This is a genomic window from Flavobacterium sp. 245, assembly GCF_004362055.1.
Lineage (GTDB): Bacteria > Bacteroidota > Bacteroidia > Flavobacteriales > Flavobacteriaceae > Flavobacterium.
In genome coordinates this window covers 301,161-320,223 of sequence record NZ_SNXB01000005.1, presented here as the reverse complement: position 1 = coordinate 320,223, position 19,063 = coordinate 301,161, and the positions used below count along the sequence as shown (strand labels likewise).

The following is a 19,063-nucleotide window of genomic DNA, read 5'->3' as shown; positions in this document are numbered from 1 at the left end:
CAATAAATTAGCGTTATGAATTGGTATGTCGTTTATACAAAGCCCAAATGGGAGAAAAAAGTAGCAGAGAAACTTACGCAAATTGGTGTTGAATGTTATTGTCCTTTAATTACTCAGGTAAAACAGTGGTCTGACAGAAAGAAGAAAGTTGAAGTTCCTCTTTTTAACTCCTATGTGTTTGTACAGCTTTCTGAAATTGATCGGAATTCAGTTTTTAATGTTCCGGGAGTTGTAAGGTATTTATTTTGGCTTGGAAAACCTGCAATTGTTCGTGATGAGGAAATTAATATAATTAAATCTAGTCTCAAGGCAACCAATGTAAGTGATATTACCGTGTCGTCAATTCAAGTGGGAGACAGGATAAAATTAGAATCAGGAGCTTTTAGTAATCAAGATGCAATTGTACAGGAAGTTTCAAAAACACATTATATTTTGGTGTTAGAATCTTTAGGTTGTGTGCTGAAGATTAAATATAAGTAGTTATCGATGAAATAACTGGGAAATAGAAGGAGCAGGAAATAAAATCGTAATTATTTTAGATTTTATTTCCTGTTTTTTTTAATGTGTAAATTTTTAAAGTCTGATTAATAGTATATTGCTGTTTTTTAGTTTTTTTCTTATTTTTTTGTTATATAGTATTACGGGAAACCGTATTGAATAAATTGAGTTATTATGTTATATTTGCCGAGAATATACTTTTTTAGTAAACCGAGCAAATAAATGGGACTTGGAACGGCGAAGCCATGTGTTGTAATGAATAAAGCTAATATTTTTTAAATGAACGAAAACATAAAAATAGCTGTTATAGGTTTAGGTTATGTTGGTCTTCCTTTGGCAAGATTATTTGCTACAAAATATCCAGTTGTTGGATTTGATATTAACGAATCGAGAGTAACCAGTTTAAAATCTGGGATAGATTCTACATTAGAGGTTAATCAGCAAGAGCTGCAAAAAGTATTAGTTGATAAACCGACAAATGAATATGGGTTATTTTGTTCAAGTATTCCGGCTGATATGTTAGATTGTAATTATTTTATAATTACAGTGCCTACTCCTGTTGATCGAAATAATCGACCTGATTTGACGCCTCTATATAAATCAAGTGAAACAGTTGGTAAAATATTAAAAAAAGGAGATATTGTTATTTATGAATCTACCGTTTACCCTGGTGTTACAGAAGAACAATGTGTTCCAGTTTTAGAAAAGGTTTCTGGACTGAAGTTAAACGTTGATTTTTATGCTGGATATTCTCCTGAAAGAATCAATCCTGGAGATAAAGAACACACAGTAGAAAAAATTTTAAAGGTAACTTCTGGTTCAACTCCAGAAATTGGTTTAAAAGTCGATGCTTTATATAAATCGGTAATTACAGCCGGTACCCATCTAGCACCAACAATAAAAGTTGCTGAAGCAGCTAAAGTTATTGAAAATTCCCAGCGAGATATAAATATCGCTTTTGTCAATGAATTGGCTAAAATATTCAATTTAATGAATATTGATACTCAGGAAGTATTAGCAGCTGCGGCGACAAAGTGGAATTTTTTGCCTTTTAAGCCTGGTTTAGTTGGAGGGCACTGTATTGGTGTAGATCCCTATTATTTAGCACAAAGGGCCCAAGAATTTGGCTATCATCCTGAAATAATATTAGCAGGACGGCGTTTAAATGATAGTATGGGGGAATATATTGCTTCTCAAGTGGTTAAATTAATGATCAAAAAAGGTATTTCTGTTAACGGAGCTAATCTTCTAATGTTGGGTATAACTTTTAAAGAGAACTGCCCAGATGTCAGGAACACTAAAATAGTTGATGTTGTTAAATCATTAACAGAATATGGTATATCAGTGACAATATATGATCCCTTAGCAAATATTAAAGAGGTACAAAAAGAATATGAGTTGAAAACTGTGAATTCAATTCCAAATGATAAATTTGATGCTATTGTTTTAGGAGTTGCACATGCTGAATTTTTAAAATTAAATTTTTCAGAGTTGCAGAAAGACAATAGTTTATTATACGATGTAAAGGGAGTTTTAGGTGCTATAGCTGATAATAGATTATAGTTTCTGAAATTCTTTTTTTTATTTAGAAAACAATGAGTACAAAAAAATCAATTACACATGTAATTTTAACTGGCGGAGTAGGTAGTCGATTATGGCCACTTTCGCGCAAAAGCCAGCCAAAACAATATTTAGAGATATTTGAAGGTAAGTCTTTGTTTGAAATGACAGTTGATCGTAACAGTCATTTAGCAGATAAAGTAATGGTTGTCGGGAATGTTGATAATCATCATTTGAGCGGAAAAGTAATGGAGAAAACGTTGACTTCATATGTCAATATTGTTGAAGCAACACCTCGTAATACTGCTGCGGCAATAGCATTTGCAGCATTTGCATCTGATCCAGAAGATATATTAATTGTTACACCTTCAGATCATATCATAGATTTGATGGATAATTATAATGGCGCTATTGCTGAAGCTGTCTCAAAAGCTAATGATGGTTTTATAGTTACGTTTGGAGTTATTCCAACTAAACCTGAAACCGGATATGGATATATTGAATCAAAAGGTGATAAAGTAATTTCATTTCGCGAAAAACCAAATGAAACTACTGCGAAGGAGTTTATTGCTAGAGGAAATTTTTTATGGAACAGCGGTATGTTTTGTTTTAAAGCTGGTATTCTTTTAGATGAATTAAAACAGTTTCAGCCTGATGTTTATGAAAAATCTAAAGCTGTGTGGGAATCAAGTAAAGAAGGGTTTTTAGATTTAGAGCTTTCATTAGAAATTCCATCAATAAGTATCGATTATGCTGTGATGGAACGCAGTAAAAAAATTAAAGTTGTACCTGCATCCTTCTCTTGGTCAGATTTAGGATCATTTGAGTCAGTTTATGATTATTTAATTTCTAAAGGTCATCCAACTGATCTCAATGGGAATATGGTAATCGGTTCTGATAAACATACAACTTTCCTTGGGTTAAAAAATACTATTTTTGTACATACAGATTCGGCTAATTTAATTTTGCAAAAAGAAAATTCGCAAGAAGTAAAAGATATTTACAGCGAATTAGAAAAACAAAATTCTGAATTACTAAACTAATTAAATTTAAAATGAAAAAAATTCTTATCACTGGCGGTGCGGGTTTCATTGGGTCACATGTAGTGAGACGCTTTGTAAATAAATATCCAGACTATCAGGTTTTTAATTTAGATGCATTAACATATGCAGGAAATCTTGAAAATATTAAAGATATAGAAGATCAGCCTAATTATACTTTTGTAAAAGGTGATATCGTTGACGAGACTTTTATTAATGAACTTTTTTCTATTCATAAATTTGATGGAGTTTTGCATTTAGCAGCCGAGTCACACGTTGATCGTTCCATTGAAGATCCTTTAGCATTTGTTAAAACAAATGTTATAGGAACAATGAATTTATTAAATGCAGCAAAGAATCAATGGAAAGATAATTTTGACGGAAAGAGATTTTACCATATTAGTACAGATGAAGTTTATGGTTCGCTTGGCGCTGAAGGATTGTTTACTGAAACCACTCCTTATGATCCCAATTCACCTTATTCGGCTTCAAAAGCAAGTTCTGATCATTTTGTAAGAGCTTACGGAGAAACATATGGTTTGCCATACGTGTTGACAAATTGTTCAAATAATTACGGTTCTTTTCATTTCCCAGAAAAATTGATTCCTCTTTTTATAAATAATATCATCAACAATAAACCTTTGCCGGTTTATGGAGACGGAAATTATACACGTGATTGGTTATTTGTTGAAGATCATGCTATTGCCATAGATTTAGTTTTTCACGAGGGTAAAAATCATGAAACTTATAATATTGGAGGATTTAACGAATGGAAAAATATTGATTTAGTTAAGTTGTTGTGTCAAATTATGGATGCGAAGTTAGGCCGAGAAAATGGAACTTCAGCAGGACTTATCACGTATGTAAAGGACAGGCCAGGACATGACTTGCGTTATGCAATAGATGCATCAAAAATTAATAAAGAATTGGGATGGAAACCGTCTGTAACTTTTGAAGAAGGCTTAGAAAGGACTATTAATTGGTATTTGAACAATGAGGAATGGCTGAAAAATGTTACCTCTGGTACATATAAAGATTATTATAAAAAACAATATTCGTAGACTTTTTTAAATAGTATTTTTTTAAGTTTAATAGATTTAATATGAAAAAAATAACATACGTTCTTACTCTACTATTTATTGTGACTATGTCTTTTAATGTGCAAGCACAAGATTTATTGAAATCAAAAGATTTAAGTACAGTAAAGGTTGATTATTTGTCAGATGACGATTTGGCTAAAATTAGCATGCAATTAAAAAGCAATAACACGACCCTTGATCAAGTTGAGCCAATGGTTTTGTCAAAAGGAATGAGTCAGACGGAGTTTAATAAATTAAGAGTTAAACTTACTGAATACGAAAAAAAACAGTCTAAAGATTCTAGTAAAACTCCTGACAAAGAAAGTAAAGAGAGAAAAACAGATAAAGATTCAGAATTTGGTAGAAAACAGGAAAAAATAAAAAATGATAAAGTTAAGGATTCTGTTAATGCACTAATCTTTGGTTCTGAATTATTTGATAATCCCACATTAAATTTTGAACCGGACTTAAAATTGGCAACTCCAATGAACTATGTTTTAGGACCAGGTGACGAATTGCAGGTGAGCGTTTATGGAGTGCAGGAGTATAATGCGAGTGTACCGGTTAGTGTTGAAGGGAAAGTAACGATTGATTATGTTGGACAAATTTCAGTGTCAGGAATGTCTATTGAAGCAGCAACTCAAAAAATAAAAGCTGCAATCGCGCGTGTTTATAGTACAGTAAGATCTGGACAATCCCAAGTTAGTGTTAGTTTAAGTAGAATTCGTACTATTAAAGTGACAATCGTTGGAGGAAAGCAACCAGGAAATTACTCCATATCATCTTTAGCAACAGTTTATAATGCATTGCATTTAGCAGGAGGACCAGGAAAAAACGGCAGTTATAGAAATATTGAATTAATTAGAAATAATAAGGTTTATCGAAATATCGACATCTATAGATTTTTAGTTAAAGGAGACCAATCTGATAATGTTAGCTTAAAAGACAATGATGTAATTCGCATTCCAGCTTATAGCCAAAGAGTAGTTGTGGAAGGAGAAGTAAAACGTCCAGGAGTTTTTGAAATGAAAAAAGGAGAAAAATTCTCTGATTTATTGAATTTTGCTTCTGGTTTCAACGAGTTTGCATATACAGCGTCTGTAAATGTTTTACAAAAAACAGGAAAAGAATTTAAAGTTCATGATATTAATGAAAGTGAATATAATACTTATATACCACAATCAGGAGATGTTTTTAGAGTAACTAAGATTTTAAATCGTTTTGAAAACCGTATTAAAATTGAAGGTGCTGTATTTAGACCAGATTACTATTCGTATAGTGAAGGAATGCGAATTTCAGATCTTATAACTAGGGCAGAAGGACTTAAAGAAGATGCCTACACAAAGAGAGCACGAATTATTCGTTTAAAAACAGATCTAACTACTGAAATTGTAAATGTTGATTTAGCAAGTGCCTTATCAGGTGATTTAAATGCGGATATTGAATTAAAGAGAGAAGATATTGTAACAGTATATTCAATTTTAGATTTTAGAGAAGAGTATAAAGTTACCATAGATGGAGAAGTTAAAAATCCTGGAGAATACGAATATTTTGAAAACTTGACTTTAAATGATTTAGTAGTTCAAGTTGGCGGTCTTACGGGTTCAGCTTCAAAAAGAGTAGAAATTGCTAGAATGGTAAAATCTGATATTATTGATGATGCAGATCCAAAACGTGTTGATTTGGTTGAACTTGAAATTACTGCAGATAATAATGAGCAGGTTAAAAACTTTATTCTAAAACCATTCGATGTTATTAATATTCGCAAGATGGCGGTTTATGAAAAGCCACAAATGGTAATTGTGAGCGGAGCAGTTGGTTATCCAGGAAAATATGTTTTAGCCAATAAAAAGGAGACGGTTTATAATGTAGTTATGCGAGCAGGTGGATTAACTTCAATTGCTAACTTAGATGGAATGAAAATTAAAAGGCCAATTAAGCAAGAACAGATTGAAAAAATTGAAAGTGTTGATTTGAATTTGTCTAAAAATGATACTCTAAAAGAAAAACTTTCTAAAAAATTAAAAGAAGATTTAAAATATGCTACTATTCCGGTTAACTGGGAGAAGATAGTAAAAGATAAAAATCACTATTCAAATGTTACTTTATTTCCAGGTGATGAAATTGAAGTTGCTGTTTATAATGAAGGCGTTAAGGTTACAGGGAATGTTTTACTAACTTCTGAAATTCCATATAGAAGTGGGAAAAGCTTTAGATATTATATTGATGCTGTAGGAGGTGTAGATAACAAAGGATGGAAGAAAAAGGCATATATAATTTATCCAAATGGGAAGGCATCTGTTACTGGTTCCTTCTTGTTTTTTAGGTCATATCCAAAAGTTGAACCTGATTCACAGATTGTAGTGCCAGAAAAACCTGAGACTAAGAAAATGAGTACTGGAGAATGGGTTAGTATTGGTAGTGTACTTACGAGTTTAGCATTATTGATTGTCACAGCTTTCAAATAATTTTCTTATGGATAAAAAAACTATTGAAAACGATGAAATTTCGTTAAAAGATTTACTACAGAAGGCAAAAGAATGGTATATATACTTGCTTTCTCAATGGAAAATTATTTTGTGTGCTGGAATAATAGGAGGGGCATTAGGATTAACATACTCCTTATTAAAAAAACCTATTTATACTGCAACATTATCTTTTGCATTAGAAGATGAAAAAGGAGGTGGAGGTTTAGGAGGAGCTCTAGGTTTAGCTAGTTCATTTGGATTAGATTTAGGAGGAAGTGGAGGAGGAATTTTTGCAGGATCTAATTTAACTGAATTGTTTAAATCTAGGTCAATGGTAGAAAAAACACTTCTATCACCCATTAAATTTGAAGGTAAGGAAATTTCTATAGCAGAACTGTATATCAAAAATAACAAATTACGCAAACTATGGGGAGACAAACCATCTTTAAATAAAATAGAGTTTCTACCAAATGATGATCGCAAAAAATTTACAAGAGCGCAAGACAGTATCTTAGGAGTAATTTATAATGATTTATCAAAAACAAATCTGTTAGTTTCTCAAAAAGATAAAAAAGTTTCAATTATAAGTATTGATGTATCTTCAGCAAATGAATCATTTGCGAAAATTTTTTGTGAAGCACTAGCAAGGCAAGTTGGACAATTTTATATTGAAACAAAAAGCAAAAAAGCAAGAATGAATATGGCAATTTTAGATCACCAAGTTGATTCTATAAGAAGAGAACTCAATGGAGCCATAACAGGAGTCGCTGTAGCAAATGATAATACTTTTAATTTAAATCCTGCTCTAAATGTTCGAAGAGCACCTTCAGCGAGAAGACAGGTTGATGTTCAGGCAAATACAGCTATTTTGACAGAATTGGTTAAACAGGCTGAGCTAGCCAAAGTTACATTACGAAAAGAGACGCCATTAATTCAAGTTATTGATAGACCTATTTTGCCACTTGTAAAAACAAGATTAGGAAAAGCAAGAGGTATCATTATAGGTGGTTTTATAGCTTCTTTTCTTGTAATGTTTTATTTTATTTTAATAAGACTCTTCAAACAAATCAATCTTAGTTAATTCAATTTAATTTTTGCCTTAAGATGAAACCCGCAATTATCGATTTTCCAAAAATTCAAGATCCAAGAGGTAACCTTACTTTTTTACAATATCCTAATCAAATTCCTTTTGAAATTAAGAGAACTTTTTGGACTTATGATGTTCCAGGAGGAGAAATTAGAGGGGGTCATGCTTATTATGAGCAGGAAGAAATTGTCATTGCATTAAGTGGGAGTTTTGATGTTGTAGTTACAAATGCAGATAATAGTACGGATATTTTTTCGTTAAATAGAAGTTATTATGGTCTTTATTTACCAGCAAAGACTTGGAGACATATTGAAAATTTTTCTACCAATGCACTTGCTTTACATGTTTCAAGTAAATCATTTTCTAGTGAGGACTATGTAAGAAATTTTGAGGATTATAAAAAAATGTTTAAATGAGAACTAGAAATAGTGTATTTGATTGCAGTCTTTTGCATTTAAAACAATTAGGAGATCGCAATGGTCATATTACTTCAATTAATAATGATATTGAAATTCCTTTTGCTGTTAAAAGAATATTTTATTTGTATGATATTCCTGGTGGTGAATCAAGGGGGGCTCACGCTCATAAAGAGTGCCATCAATTTTTAGTTGCTGTAAGTGGAAGTTTTGAAGTTTTATTGGATGATAGTATAACTAAAAGGCAAGTGATGTTAAATAGACCCGATTTAGGATTACATATACCTCCAGGTATTTGGGCATCAGAAATAAATTTTTCAAGTGGATCTATTTGTCTAGTACTTGCATCTCAAGAGTATAGCGAATTAGATTATTTAAGAGAATATGATAATTTTTTAAATTTTAGACTTGAAACAGATAAATAGTCACGGTATAAAATTACGATTAGTTGAAGAAATAGATGCTGAATTTATAGTTTCTATTCGTACTGATTTTTCGAAATCTAAGTTTATCAGTGAGACCGATGTTAGCATTGAAAAACAACGAGAATGGATAAGAAATTACAAGAAACGGGAGAAGGAAGGTGAGGAATATTATTTTATTGCGATAGATGAAAATGATATTAAGTTTGCTACTTATCGTATATATAATAAAAAAGAGAATAACATAGAAATTGGAAGTTTTGTTTCAAAACCAGGATATGATATTGCAATAAATGTTATTAAAGTTGATATAATTTTAAAAGCATTTGTATTTACTACCTTAAAATTTGACATGTTAAATTTTGAGGTAAGGAAAGAAAATAAGTCGGTTGTGAATTATCATAAAAAATTCGAGCCATCTTTATTAAAGGAAGATGATTTAAATTACTATTTTATCTTAACTAAAGAAAATTTCTTTGCAAATAAGATTAAATTTGAAAGACTATTCTAAAAAAAAAAAATATGGAAAAATTTATAGAAAACTTTAAGAATCAATTGGAAGATGTAAATACTGAACTATCTCCAGATTTTGATTATGTCAATTCAGATTTTTGGGATTCATTAACAGCAGTAACTATTCAAATGATGGTTGAAGATGAATACGATTTAAAAGTTGACATCAAAACAATTTCAAGTTTTAAAACAATAAGTGAGTTTTATCAGTATATTTTAGACAATAAATAATGGAAGCCTTTATAAAGCATATTTCTTATTATTTACCAGCTGATAAACTGTCAAATGAAGATATTGTTGATCAATTTCCTGAATGGGATAGTGAGAAAATAATCCAAAAAATTGGAGTAAAAAGCAGAAGTATTTCTGGAAAAAATGAATATACATCAGATCTAGCGATAGAAGCTATAAATGCGCTTTGCTCAGAGCATTCGATTAATAAATTAGATATTGATTATTTACTTCTATGTACGCAGTCTCCTGATTATTTTTTGCCAACAACGGCCTGTATTGTTCAAGATAAGGCAGGACTTTCAACTAGTTGTGCTGCAATTGATATTAATCAGGGATGTTCAGGTTATATTTATGGATTGTCACTAGCTAAAGGTTTGATTGTTGCTGGTATTGCAAAAAACGTTGTTTTAGTAACTGCTGAAATGTATTCGAAATATATTCACAGTCTTGATAAAGGAAACAAAAGTATTTTTGGAGATGCGGCCTCAGCAACATTAATTTCAGATAATGGTTCACATAGACTAGGTGAGTTTTCATTAGGAAGTGATGGTAGTGGTTTTGCAAATTTAATAGTTAAAAATGGCGCAAGTAAAAGCCCAAAAACACTAGAAAATGAGCAACCAAATGATAATAATCTTTATATGAATGGGCCAGAAATATTTAACTTTACTGCTAAAGCAATCCCAAATTTAATAACGAAAACGCTACAAAAAAATAACGAAAGTATAGATACTATTGATCAGTTTATTTTTCATCAGGCAAACACTTTTATGTTAGACTATTTGAGAAAGAAAATAAATATTGCAAAAGAAAATTTTTTAGTTGATATGGAATCTTATGGAAATACCGTTTCTTCTACTATTCCAATTGCTCTCAAAAATCGCATGGAACTGACTACAGATGACAAGAAAATTCTTTTGGCAGGTTTTGGTGTTGGATATTCGTGGGGAGCATTGGTAATTTACAATGAAGTAAATGAGTAAGATTCTAGATTTTAAAAAGTTTACTTTTGTGAGTACCGACAAGAATTTTAGATTTGATATTTCATTTTTAAGAATAATTGCTGTTTTTGCTGTAGTATTTTACCACTATAATATTTTTCCATTTAGAAGTGGTTTTGTAGGAGTAGATATTTTCTTTGTTATTTCAGGTTATTTAATGACAAGGATTATACTGTTAAGTTTTGAGAACAACAGTTTTACATTACTTGAGTTTTATAAAAGAAGAATCGTTAGGATATTTCCAGCACTTTTAGTTTTGTTGTTGCTTTTTTCTGCCATAGTTTTTGTTTTTGTTCCTATACAGTTATTTCAATATTTAAGAAGTGCCTATTCTAGCAGTCTGTTTTTTTCAAACATTCTATATTATTTGAATGATGGATACTTTAATGCTTCTGCTCATAATAATTTCTTATTACATACTTGGTCACTTTCTGTGGAATGGCAATTTTATATGGTCTATCCAATATTATTACTTTTTTTAAGAAAGATATATCATTTTAACATAAAATTATTCACTTTTATATTTTGTATTCTGATTGTAATTTCTTTTTTAAGCATGATATATCATTCTACAAAAGATGTTAACTATTCATTTTACATTTTTTACACAAGAGCATGGGAGATGCTATGTGGCGGATTAGCCTTTTTATATTACAGTAATATTACAATTATAAAAAGACAGATAAAAATAGTTCTTGCTGTAATATGTTATTTAATACTTGGTTGTTGTATTGTACTTTTTGGTTCACAAAGTTGGCCGTCTAGTGTTACAATTATTCCCGTAATTGCGACTACATTAATTTTAGGACTAAATGTTGATTTTGCTTTTTTTAAAAATAGTCTTTCAAAATATTTAGGAGATGTATCTTATTCTTTTTATTTATATCATTGGCCTATTTATGTTTTAAGTATGTTTTTTGGCCTTAATTACAGTATACAAAGTCGGATTTCTTTTATTTTAATCTCTTTAATTTGCGCTGTTCTTTCCTTTGAATTTGTAGAGAAAAAAGCATTTTTTAAAAATGTAAAATTGTCTCTAATTGCTTGTACTCTAATTTTTGCAGTTACTTTATTTTTAAATAAAATGAATGCGAGTATATACTCAAAAAAATTTGGGAATTTAATGAGTGTTAGTTATGATTATGTGAAAAAAGAAGGAAAAAAACAATATAATATTGGTACTAGGCATTTTACCGGAAATAAGCCATTTCGTAATTTTAATTTAAGTTTTTTAAAAGTAGCTGATAACGGTAAAAAAAATGTAGTGTTATTAGGGGATAGTCATGCGGGTATGTTTGCGCAAACATTTGAAAATCTAGATAGAAAAAATATTAATTTAATACAAATTACATCAGACGCGACTTATCCTATGCTTAATTCTAAAAGTGAGCTTAAGGAATCTGTTAATTATTTTAATTATGCCTTTAGTAGTTTTTTTAAACTGAATAAAAATAAAATAGATTTAGTTGTAATTGCTTCCAATTATGCTGTGTATACGAAAGAAGAATTAGAAAAAAAAATCAATTTTACGAATAACTATTTTGATAAATTAAATATTAAATATAGTTATTTGGGCCAGACACAGACTTATCCGATCGAATATCCTACCTATATTTATATGAAAACTCGATATAATATTGATTTTCCATTAGAAAATAAAATTTTTGAAAAGAACACAGAGATTAATGAGTATTTAAAATTAAAATTAGATAAAAAATATATAGATATACTTAATTATAAAATTAAAAATTTATCACAAAATTATTACCCATACATTTATGATAATAATCACTTAACTCTGTATGGAACTGAACAATATAGGAATGTGATATTTCAAAATATAGATCATATTTTGTATCCGCACTAATGAGTATTATATAAAATACAGTAATGCTGAAATTCTTAATTTGAAAGATAAATCAATAAATATAGAAATAACAGAAATTTTTGTGTGGGAATTGTATTAGTTGGATAATTGAGGAAAATATTTTAAGTACATCTTTCTTAAATAGTTTAAAAGAATAGCTTAGAAGAACAATAGATGGTAAAATCGCTTTATCTGATTTTGATCTCTATTATTCAGGTAGTACAATAGTAATTTACAATGAAATAAAATGATTAAATTTTTAGATTTACAAAAAATAAATAAACAGTATTCAGAAGAACTTAAGAAGGCAGCTGCAGAAGTTATAGATAGTGGATGGTACTTGTTGGGTACTCAAGTAAAGGATTTTGAAAAAAACTTAGAAGTTTTTCAAGGAGGAGGAGAGGCAATTGCAGTTGCTAACGGTCTAGATGCTCTAAGACTTATATTTAAAGCTTATATAGAATTAGGATTAATGGAGGAAGGAGATGAAGTTATAGTTCCTGCTAACACTTACATCGCGTCAATTTTAGCAATTACAGATAACAAATTATCTCCGATTTTAGTTGAGCCTGATGCAAATACTTTTAATTTAAATCTTGAAATAATAGAAAAAAGTATTACATCAAAAACTAAAGCTATAATGATTGTACATCTCTATGGTAGAGTTTGCTGGAGTGAAGAGTTAGAGTTTTTAGCTAAAAAGTATAACTTAAAATTGATTGAAGATAATGCGCAAGCTATTGGAGCATATTGGAAAAATAAAAAAACTGGTAATTTAGGTGATGCTGCAGGTTTTAGCTTTTATCCAGGAAAAAATTTAGGAGCCTTGGGTGACTCAGGCGCAGTGACTACAAAAGATGGTTCATTAGCAAAGACAATTAGAGCTTTAGCAAATTACGGATCGGCAAAGAAATATGTTAATCAATACCAAGGATTAAATAGTCGCATGGATGAAATTCAGGCAGCTTTTTTAAATGTAAAATTAAAATATGTAGATTCTGAAACTAAGATTCGTCGAGAGATAGCAGCTTATTATATTCAAAATATTAAAAATTCTAAAATTCTGTTGCCAGGTAAGGGGGAAATCAACGACCATGTCTGGCATGTTTTTGTGATTCGAACAAATAATCGAAATAGATTACAAGATTATCTAACTGAAAATGGGATTCAGACCTTAGTTCATTATCCTATACCACCTCATAAGCAAGAATGTTATCGCGAAATGAATTCGCTTTCTTTTCCAATAACAGAACAAATCCATGATGAAGTGTTAAGCTTGCCAATTAGTCCTGTGATGAGTAGTGACGAGGTAGAAAAAATTGTTATGGCTTTGAATAATTATAATGTTTAGATTGATTTTTAGGAGTTTGAAAAGTATCAAAACTGTTTTTGTTCATTATTATAGACAATTATTTTGTTTTTTTTTGCCTAATCTTATGGCAATTTTATACAAAAGAGTAATATTTAAAACAAAAATTTCAGTTCAACAAATTATTCTTTGTAGAGGAGTAGGGAAGGTTGAAATTGGAGAAAATTGTTCTTTTGGGTATGTTTTAGGGGGATTTCACAAGGGAGGAAGTATAGAACTGCAAGCTAGATATCAAGATTCAATAATAAAAATTGGAAATAATGTTTCAACAAATAATAATGTCATGATATGTTCAGCTAATTATATCGAAATTGGTGAAAAAACTTTAATTGGTCAGTATGTAACAATTATGGATCATGAAGCTCATAATATTGATCCAGCTCGAAGACAAGAGATTGGAGAAATAGGTAAAGTTATTATTGGAAAGAATGCTTGGCTAGGAAATAATGTCACAATTCTAAAAAACTCTGAGATAGGAGATAATACAATAGTTGCAAACGGAGCAGTTGTATCAGGAAAATTCCCTGCAAATGTTATTATCGGAGGAGTACCTGCGAAATTAATAAAATCGCTTTAATGAATAGTCAGCAATCTTCTTATCGTAATATTATGAAAGCCACCTCGATATTTGGAGGTGTGCAAATTTTCACAATTTTAATTTCTATTTTAAGGTCTAAATTCATTGCTTTATTTATTGGTTCGGCGGGAATTGGTATAGTTGGTTTGCTTACTTCAACAATTGGAGTTGTAGGTAGTATAACAAATTTCGGTTTGGGAACAAGCGCCGTTAGAGATGTTTCAGCAGCTAATGCAGCGGAAGATAAGACTAGAATCTCTATAATTATTACTGCTCTAAAACATTGGGTTTGGGTGACAGGAATTCTTGGAATGATAGTAGTTATAGTCATGTCACCCTTTTTGAGCAAGGTTACCTTCGGAAGTAATAGCTATATTTATCCTTTTATATTAGTTTCAGTAACTCTTTTGTTTAATCAATTAAGTACTGGCCAGTTAGCTATTCTTCAAGGAACGCAAAAATTACAATACCTTGCAAAGGCTAGTTTAAGCGGTAATTTTTTAGGTCTAATTATAACTTTACCATTATACTATTTTTTTGGAGCTAGTGGGATTGTACCTGCAATGATTATTGCTTCAATAATTTCCTTTTGTATTTCATGGTACTTCGCAAATAAAAGCAAAATTATCTCAGTAACTTTAACTAGAAAGCAAGTTTACTCAGAGGGCAAGCATATGCTCAAAATGGGTTTTATGATTAGTTTAAATGGATTATTAGTAAGTGCAACCGCTTATTTAATTCAGATATTTATTAATAGTCGTGGAGGTGTTGAACAGGTAGGATTATTTACTGCAGGATTTTCAATCATTAATGTCTATGTAGGTTTGATTTTTACCGCAATGGCAACAGATTATTTCCCCAGACTTTCAAGTGTTTCTCATTCAAATGAATTATGCAAAAATGTTATAAACCAACAAGCAGAAATTTCTATTTTGATTCTTGGGCCAATTATAATGGTCTTTTTAGTTTTTATTAAGTTAGTTATTATTATTCTTTATTCTCATAAATTTTTACCTATAGAGGAAATGGTTCTATGGTTGGCTCTTGCAGTTTTTTTTAAAGCTGCGGCTTGGTCAGTAGGATTTATTCTATTAGCTAAAGGAGCTTCAAAAATTTTTTTCTGGAATGATTTGACAGGAAGTTTATATATGCTTCTTTTAGATGTATTAGGATATTATTTATGGGGATTAACTGGACTTGGAATATCTTTTTTTATGGGATATATTTTATATTTTGTACAGATATTAATATTAAGTAATGTCAAATATTCGTTTTCTTTTAATTCCTCTTTTATTAAAATTTTTGCGATTCAGTTTATATTAGCTGTAGGTTGCTTTATTGTTGTAAAATTGATTGAAAAACCTTACTCGTATGTTGTTGGGATAATATTTATAATTATTTCGTGTTACTATTCCTATATAGAATTAGACAGGCGTATTGGAATAAAAAATACTATTGACAATTTTTTTCAGAATAGATTAAAGAGATAAAGCATGAAAATTGAAAATAGTAAAAATAATCCACTTGTTTCGATTATAGTGCCTTGTTACAATCATGAAAGATATGTTACGACTGCATTATCAAGTATTTTAGAAGATACTTATCCATTCAAAGAAATCGTGATAATAGATGACGGTTCAAAAGACGGAAGTGTTGAATGTATAAAAAAATGGATAGAAGACAATAATTCGGCAATTCCTATAATTTTTAAATATAGAAAAAACGAAGGTTTTACCGCAACACTTAATGAATTGATAAGTTTAGCAAATGGAAAATATGTGGTTCCTTTAGCAAGTGATGATTTACTAATTAACAATACCATTTCAGAAAGAGTAGATCTTTTAGAAAATAATAATTCTAAAATGGTCATTATAAGTGATGCAAGGGTAATAGACAGTAATGGAGACTTGCTATATGAAAGTATGATGGAAGACTTTCATAAAACAAAAAAAAATAAATATCAGTCTGATAAAGGTATTCTGAACGAAATAATATTCAACTTTGCAATATCTGGTCCGGTAGTTTTTATCGATAAAAATATTTATAAATTAATTGGAAAATATCCAGAAAATCTTAAAGCTGAAGATTTATATTTTTATATTAAGTCTGCCTGCTTAAATAAAATTCTTTTTTTTGATAAAAAAGTTTGTAGCTATCGCATTCATTCAACCAATACTTCTGGAGTTAATCCTGAACTATCTAAGACCGTAATTCTAACCTATCTTAAAACATTAAAAAATATTCCTGGCATTTACACAAAAATTAAAGTTTTAAAAAGAATTGCAGGAATATATTATAAAATGTTTTCTAATAAAACTGCTTAAATCAGTCCTAGTGTAGGTAAGTTTTTTATATATAGTAATGACATGTTAAAATTTTTGAAATTTCTAAATTTAATTCGAATAGAAATTAGTAATAGTGTTAGAGGAAGAATGCAAGCTGTACAGTGGAGGTTAGATAATAAACATAATTTCACCTCTCTTTCTATCAATGTAAAAAAATCTGAAATAATCAAAGTTGGAAAATTTTCATACGGAGAACTCAACGTTGAGTATTTTGGAAACAAAGATGAAGCATTGCATATTGGTAATTTTGTAAGCATAGCTTCTAATGTTGTATTTATTCTAGGAGGCAATCATCAAATAAATACTTTTACTACCTATCCTATAAAGGCGCATTTTGTTGAAAAATTTTCAGAAATTGATGCTCAAACAAAAGGGCCTATAATACTTGAAGATGAAGTTTGGCTAGGGAGTAATACAATTGTAATGTCAGGAGTTACAATTGGTAAAGGAGCGATCGTAGCAGCAGGAAGCGTAGTAACAAAAGATGTTCCTCCATTCTCGATTGTTGGTGGTAATCCTGCTAAATTTATTAGATGGAGAATTCCTGAAGATTTAATTGCAGACCGTACTTCAATTAATTTATCGGATTTAGGAATGGAATCTATAAAGAAAAATATAGATGTATTATATAAAACTTTGGATTTAGATGTAATAAATTCAATCAAAAAAACATTATGATAAAGGTTTCTATAATCATAGTTAATTATAACACTCTTGAAATAACTAACAATTGTATAAAATCAATAAAAAAGAATACTCAACATGTTGATTATGAAATTATATTGGTAGATAATGGATCTACAGATGGATCAGTAGATTTTTTTTCGGACGTTGAAAATATAGTTTTTATTAAATCACCTCAAAATTTAGGATTTGGCAGAGCTAACAATTTAGGATTTGAAAGTGCTCAGGGTGAATTTTTATTTTTATTGAATTCAGATACTTTACTTCTAGAGAATTCGATAAAAAAAATGATTGACTTTTTTGAGCAAAAAGAAAGCCAGTTAAATATTGGAAGTCTAGGTTGTGTTTTGATAGATCAAGATGGTAGTTTTAATGGAGATGGCAGTGCAATTCCCTCTTGTAAAACAGAGATAGAAAATTACAAGCAAAATTTACCAGTTTTTAAATTTTTCGTAAAAAAAGATAAGCCTGCAAGAACTTTTATCAATGAAGGATATTATAAAATTGGATATGTAATAGGAGCTGATTTAATGATGAGAAAAAGCTTATTTACTGATCTGGGAGGATTTGATCCAATTTTTTTTATGTATTATGAAGAAAGTGATTTACAATTAAGAATGAAACAAAAAGGTTATGAATCGTATATATATTCTGAAACTAAAATTGTTCATTTGGAAGATGCCAGTGGTAAACAAATAAAAAAATATAGTAATAAAAAAAGAACCATAGCGCATACTAGTAAAAATCTTTTTTTGAAAAAGAATGACACTCAGAACTTTAAAAGATATAAATTATGGGATAAATTGTTTGTATTCTTAAGTAAATTTAGTACAAATTACACTTTGCAGGAAAAAAAAGAATTTGAATCTGAAATAAGAAAAACATATTAAAATGAAGATTGCAATATTAGGGAGTAAAGATTACGATAGTTTAGAATTTCATATAAATGATTCGCTGACTTTTTTAGGGCATGATGTTTTTCATATTGATATTAAAGATTTATTTAAAATTCCTTATAGATTAAATTATTGGGGTATGAAACTTTTTCCGAGCTACGATAAGTACAGCTTTGATAAAATAGCTAAAGCTATTGTTCAACATGCTCCTGATTTGGTTATTTGTACGTATCGCTTTATACATCCTGATTGTATTAAATATATAAAAAGTAATTTAAAAAATACAAAAGTAATCCATATTAATCCTGATCAGTTAACTACATTAGAACATCAGCAGATTTTTGCCTCACCTTACGATGCTTATTTTACAAAAGATCCTTTTATGGAAGACTTTATGAAAAATAAGATGAACCTTAATGCCATTTATTTGCCAGAAGCATTCAATCCAAGAGTTCATAAAACAATTGATATTGATAGGTCTGAGTTGGAGCGTAAAATTGATATCGATGTTGTATGTTTTGGTACTATGTATCCCTATAGAGCACAAATGGTAAGTGAATTGATTAAGAAAGGAATTAATGTAACATTATTTGGAACACCAGATAAAAGATTTCCTAGAAAAGAAATTACTGGAAATTTTAAAAATGAATTCATCACTGGGTCTCGCAAAGCAGAAGTGCTTTTAGGCTCAAAAATTGTTTTTAATAATTTTCATTATGCAGAAGTTCAATCTGCAAATGTTAAATTTTTTGAGATTGCTGGTATTGGAGGTTTTCAGATATGTGATTATAAGCAAACACTCGCGGAGTATTCAAAAATTGATGTTGAAAAATTTACTTTTAAATCAATAAATGAGGCATGCGATTTAATTAAGCATTACATTGGTAAACCAGAATTGAGATATCAACTAGCAAATGAGCAGAGAGAACATTTTTATAATAACCATACATACGAGCATAGAATTAATCAAATTTTTCAAAATTTGTAATTTACTTTATTAATAAATG

19 protein-coding genes are annotated in these 19,063 nt (G+C 29.7%); all 19 read left to right on the top strand.

All coding sequences use genetic code 11. From position 1 onward, the window contains the following. The first annotated feature begins 15 nt into the window (after positions 1 to 15). The 19 genes from EV145_RS12315 to EV145_RS12225 all read left to right on the top strand — a co-directional run bounded on the left by EV145_RS12315 (position 16) and on the right by EV145_RS12225 (position 19,044). Positions 16 to 480 (top strand): UpxY family transcription antiterminator, encoded by a 465-nt coding sequence (locus EV145_RS12315; RefSeq protein WP_133525514.1) that lies wholly within the window; start codon positions 16 to 18, stop codon positions 478 to 480. Between the two features lie 297 nt (positions 481 to 777). Next, on the top strand, positions 778 to 2,061 hold the full coding sequence (locus tag EV145_RS12310) for a nucleotide sugar dehydrogenase (protein ID WP_166638448.1): 1,284 nt from the start codon (positions 778 to 780) through the stop codon (positions 2,059 to 2,061). A 32-nt stretch (positions 2,062 to 2,093) separates the two neighbouring features. Beyond that, on the top strand, positions 2,094 to 3,101 hold the full coding sequence (locus EV145_RS12305) for a mannose-1-phosphate guanylyltransferase (protein ID WP_133525513.1): 1,008 nt from the start codon (positions 2,094 to 2,096) through the stop codon (positions 3,099 to 3,101). Positions 3,102 to 3,112: 11 nt separating this feature from the next. Beyond that, positions 3,113 to 4,159, top strand: a complete 1,047-nt coding sequence (gene rfbB, locus EV145_RS12300) for a dTDP-glucose 4,6-dehydratase (RefSeq protein WP_133525512.1) — start codon at positions 3,113 to 3,115, stop codon at positions 4,157 to 4,159. A gap of 41 nt (positions 4,160 to 4,200) precedes the next feature. Continuing rightward, a complete protein-coding gene (locus tag EV145_RS12295; protein ID WP_133525511.1) occupies positions 4,201 to 6,645 on the top strand; it encodes an SLBB domain-containing protein in 2,445 nt (814 codons plus the stop codon). 7 nt (positions 6,646 to 6,652) lie between these two features. Next, complete coding sequence (locus EV145_RS12290) at positions 6,653 to 7,726, top strand: Wzz/FepE/Etk N-terminal domain-containing protein (protein ID WP_133525510.1); 1,074 nt, start codon at positions 6,653 to 6,655, stop codon at positions 7,724 to 7,726. Between the two features lie 23 nt (positions 7,727 to 7,749). Beyond that, positions 7,750 to 8,148 carry a sugar 3,4-ketoisomerase gene (locus EV145_RS12285; protein ID WP_133525509.1) on the top strand — a complete coding sequence of 133 codons (399 nt, stop codon included), beginning with the start codon at positions 7,750 to 7,752 and terminating at the stop codon, positions 8,146 to 8,148. Then, entirely contained in the window at positions 8,145 to 8,573 is a 429-nt protein-coding gene (locus tag EV145_RS12280) for a sugar 3,4-ketoisomerase (protein ID WP_133525508.1), read from the top strand. The genes EV145_RS12285 and EV145_RS12280 overlap by 4 nt, the downstream gene beginning before the upstream one ends. Beyond that, positions 8,557 to 9,081, top strand: coding sequence for a GNAT family N-acetyltransferase (locus EV145_RS12275; protein WP_133525507.1), 525 nt, complete (start codon positions 8,557 to 8,559; stop codon positions 9,079 to 9,081). Before EV145_RS12280 ends, EV145_RS12275 begins: the two co-directional genes overlap by 17 nt. An 11-nt stretch (positions 9,082 to 9,092) precedes the next feature. Continuing rightward, positions 9,093 to 9,314, top strand: coding sequence for an acyl carrier protein (locus tag EV145_RS12270; RefSeq protein ID WP_133525506.1), 222 nt, complete (start codon positions 9,093 to 9,095; stop codon positions 9,312 to 9,314). Continuing rightward, positions 9,314 to 10,300: a ketoacyl-ACP synthase III gene (locus EV145_RS12265; protein WP_133525505.1), complete on the top strand. Its 987-nt coding sequence runs from the start codon at positions 9,314 to 9,316 to the stop codon at positions 10,298 to 10,300. The genes EV145_RS12270 and EV145_RS12265 overlap by 1 nt, the downstream gene beginning before the upstream one ends. Next, positions 10,293 to 12,185 (top strand): acyltransferase family protein, encoded by a 1,893-nt coding sequence (locus EV145_RS12260; protein WP_133525504.1) that lies wholly within the window; start codon positions 10,293 to 10,295, stop codon positions 12,183 to 12,185. The genes EV145_RS12265 and EV145_RS12260 overlap by 8 nt, the downstream gene beginning before the upstream one ends. A 247-nt stretch (positions 12,186 to 12,432) precedes the next feature. Further along, entirely contained in the window at positions 12,433 to 13,536 is a 1,104-nt protein-coding gene (locus tag EV145_RS12255; RefSeq protein WP_133525503.1) for a DegT/DnrJ/EryC1/StrS family aminotransferase, read from the top strand. Positions 13,537 to 13,621: 85 nt separating this feature from the next. After that, positions 13,622 to 14,131: an acyltransferase gene (locus EV145_RS12250; RefSeq protein ID WP_166638447.1), complete on the top strand. Its 510-nt coding sequence runs from the start codon at positions 13,622 to 13,624 to the stop codon at positions 14,129 to 14,131. Then, a complete protein-coding gene (locus tag EV145_RS12245; RefSeq protein WP_133525501.1) occupies positions 14,131 to 15,621 on the top strand; it encodes an oligosaccharide flippase family protein in 1,491 nt (496 codons plus the stop codon). Before EV145_RS12250 ends, EV145_RS12245 begins: the two co-directional genes overlap by 1 nt. Positions 15,622 to 15,624: 3 nt before the next feature. Next, positions 15,625 to 16,455 (top strand): glycosyltransferase, encoded by an 831-nt coding sequence (locus EV145_RS12240; RefSeq protein ID WP_133525500.1) that lies wholly within the window; start codon positions 15,625 to 15,627, stop codon positions 16,453 to 16,455. A gap of 54 nt (positions 16,456 to 16,509) precedes the next feature. Beyond that, a complete protein-coding gene (locus EV145_RS12235; RefSeq protein WP_208110903.1) occupies positions 16,510 to 17,154 on the top strand; it encodes a CatB-related O-acetyltransferase in 645 nt (214 codons plus the stop codon). After that, on the top strand, positions 17,151 to 18,050 hold the full coding sequence (locus tag EV145_RS12230; RefSeq protein ID WP_133525498.1) for a glycosyltransferase family 2 protein: 900 nt from the start codon (positions 17,151 to 17,153) through the stop codon (positions 18,048 to 18,050). Before EV145_RS12235 ends, EV145_RS12230 begins: the two co-directional genes overlap by 4 nt. Before the next feature lies 1 nt (position 18,051). After that, positions 18,052 to 19,044 carry a glycosyltransferase gene (locus EV145_RS12225; RefSeq protein WP_133525497.1) on the top strand — a complete coding sequence of 331 codons (993 nt, stop codon included), beginning with the start codon at positions 18,052 to 18,054 and terminating at the stop codon, positions 19,042 to 19,044. Positions 19,045 to 19,063: the final 19 nt, after the last annotated feature.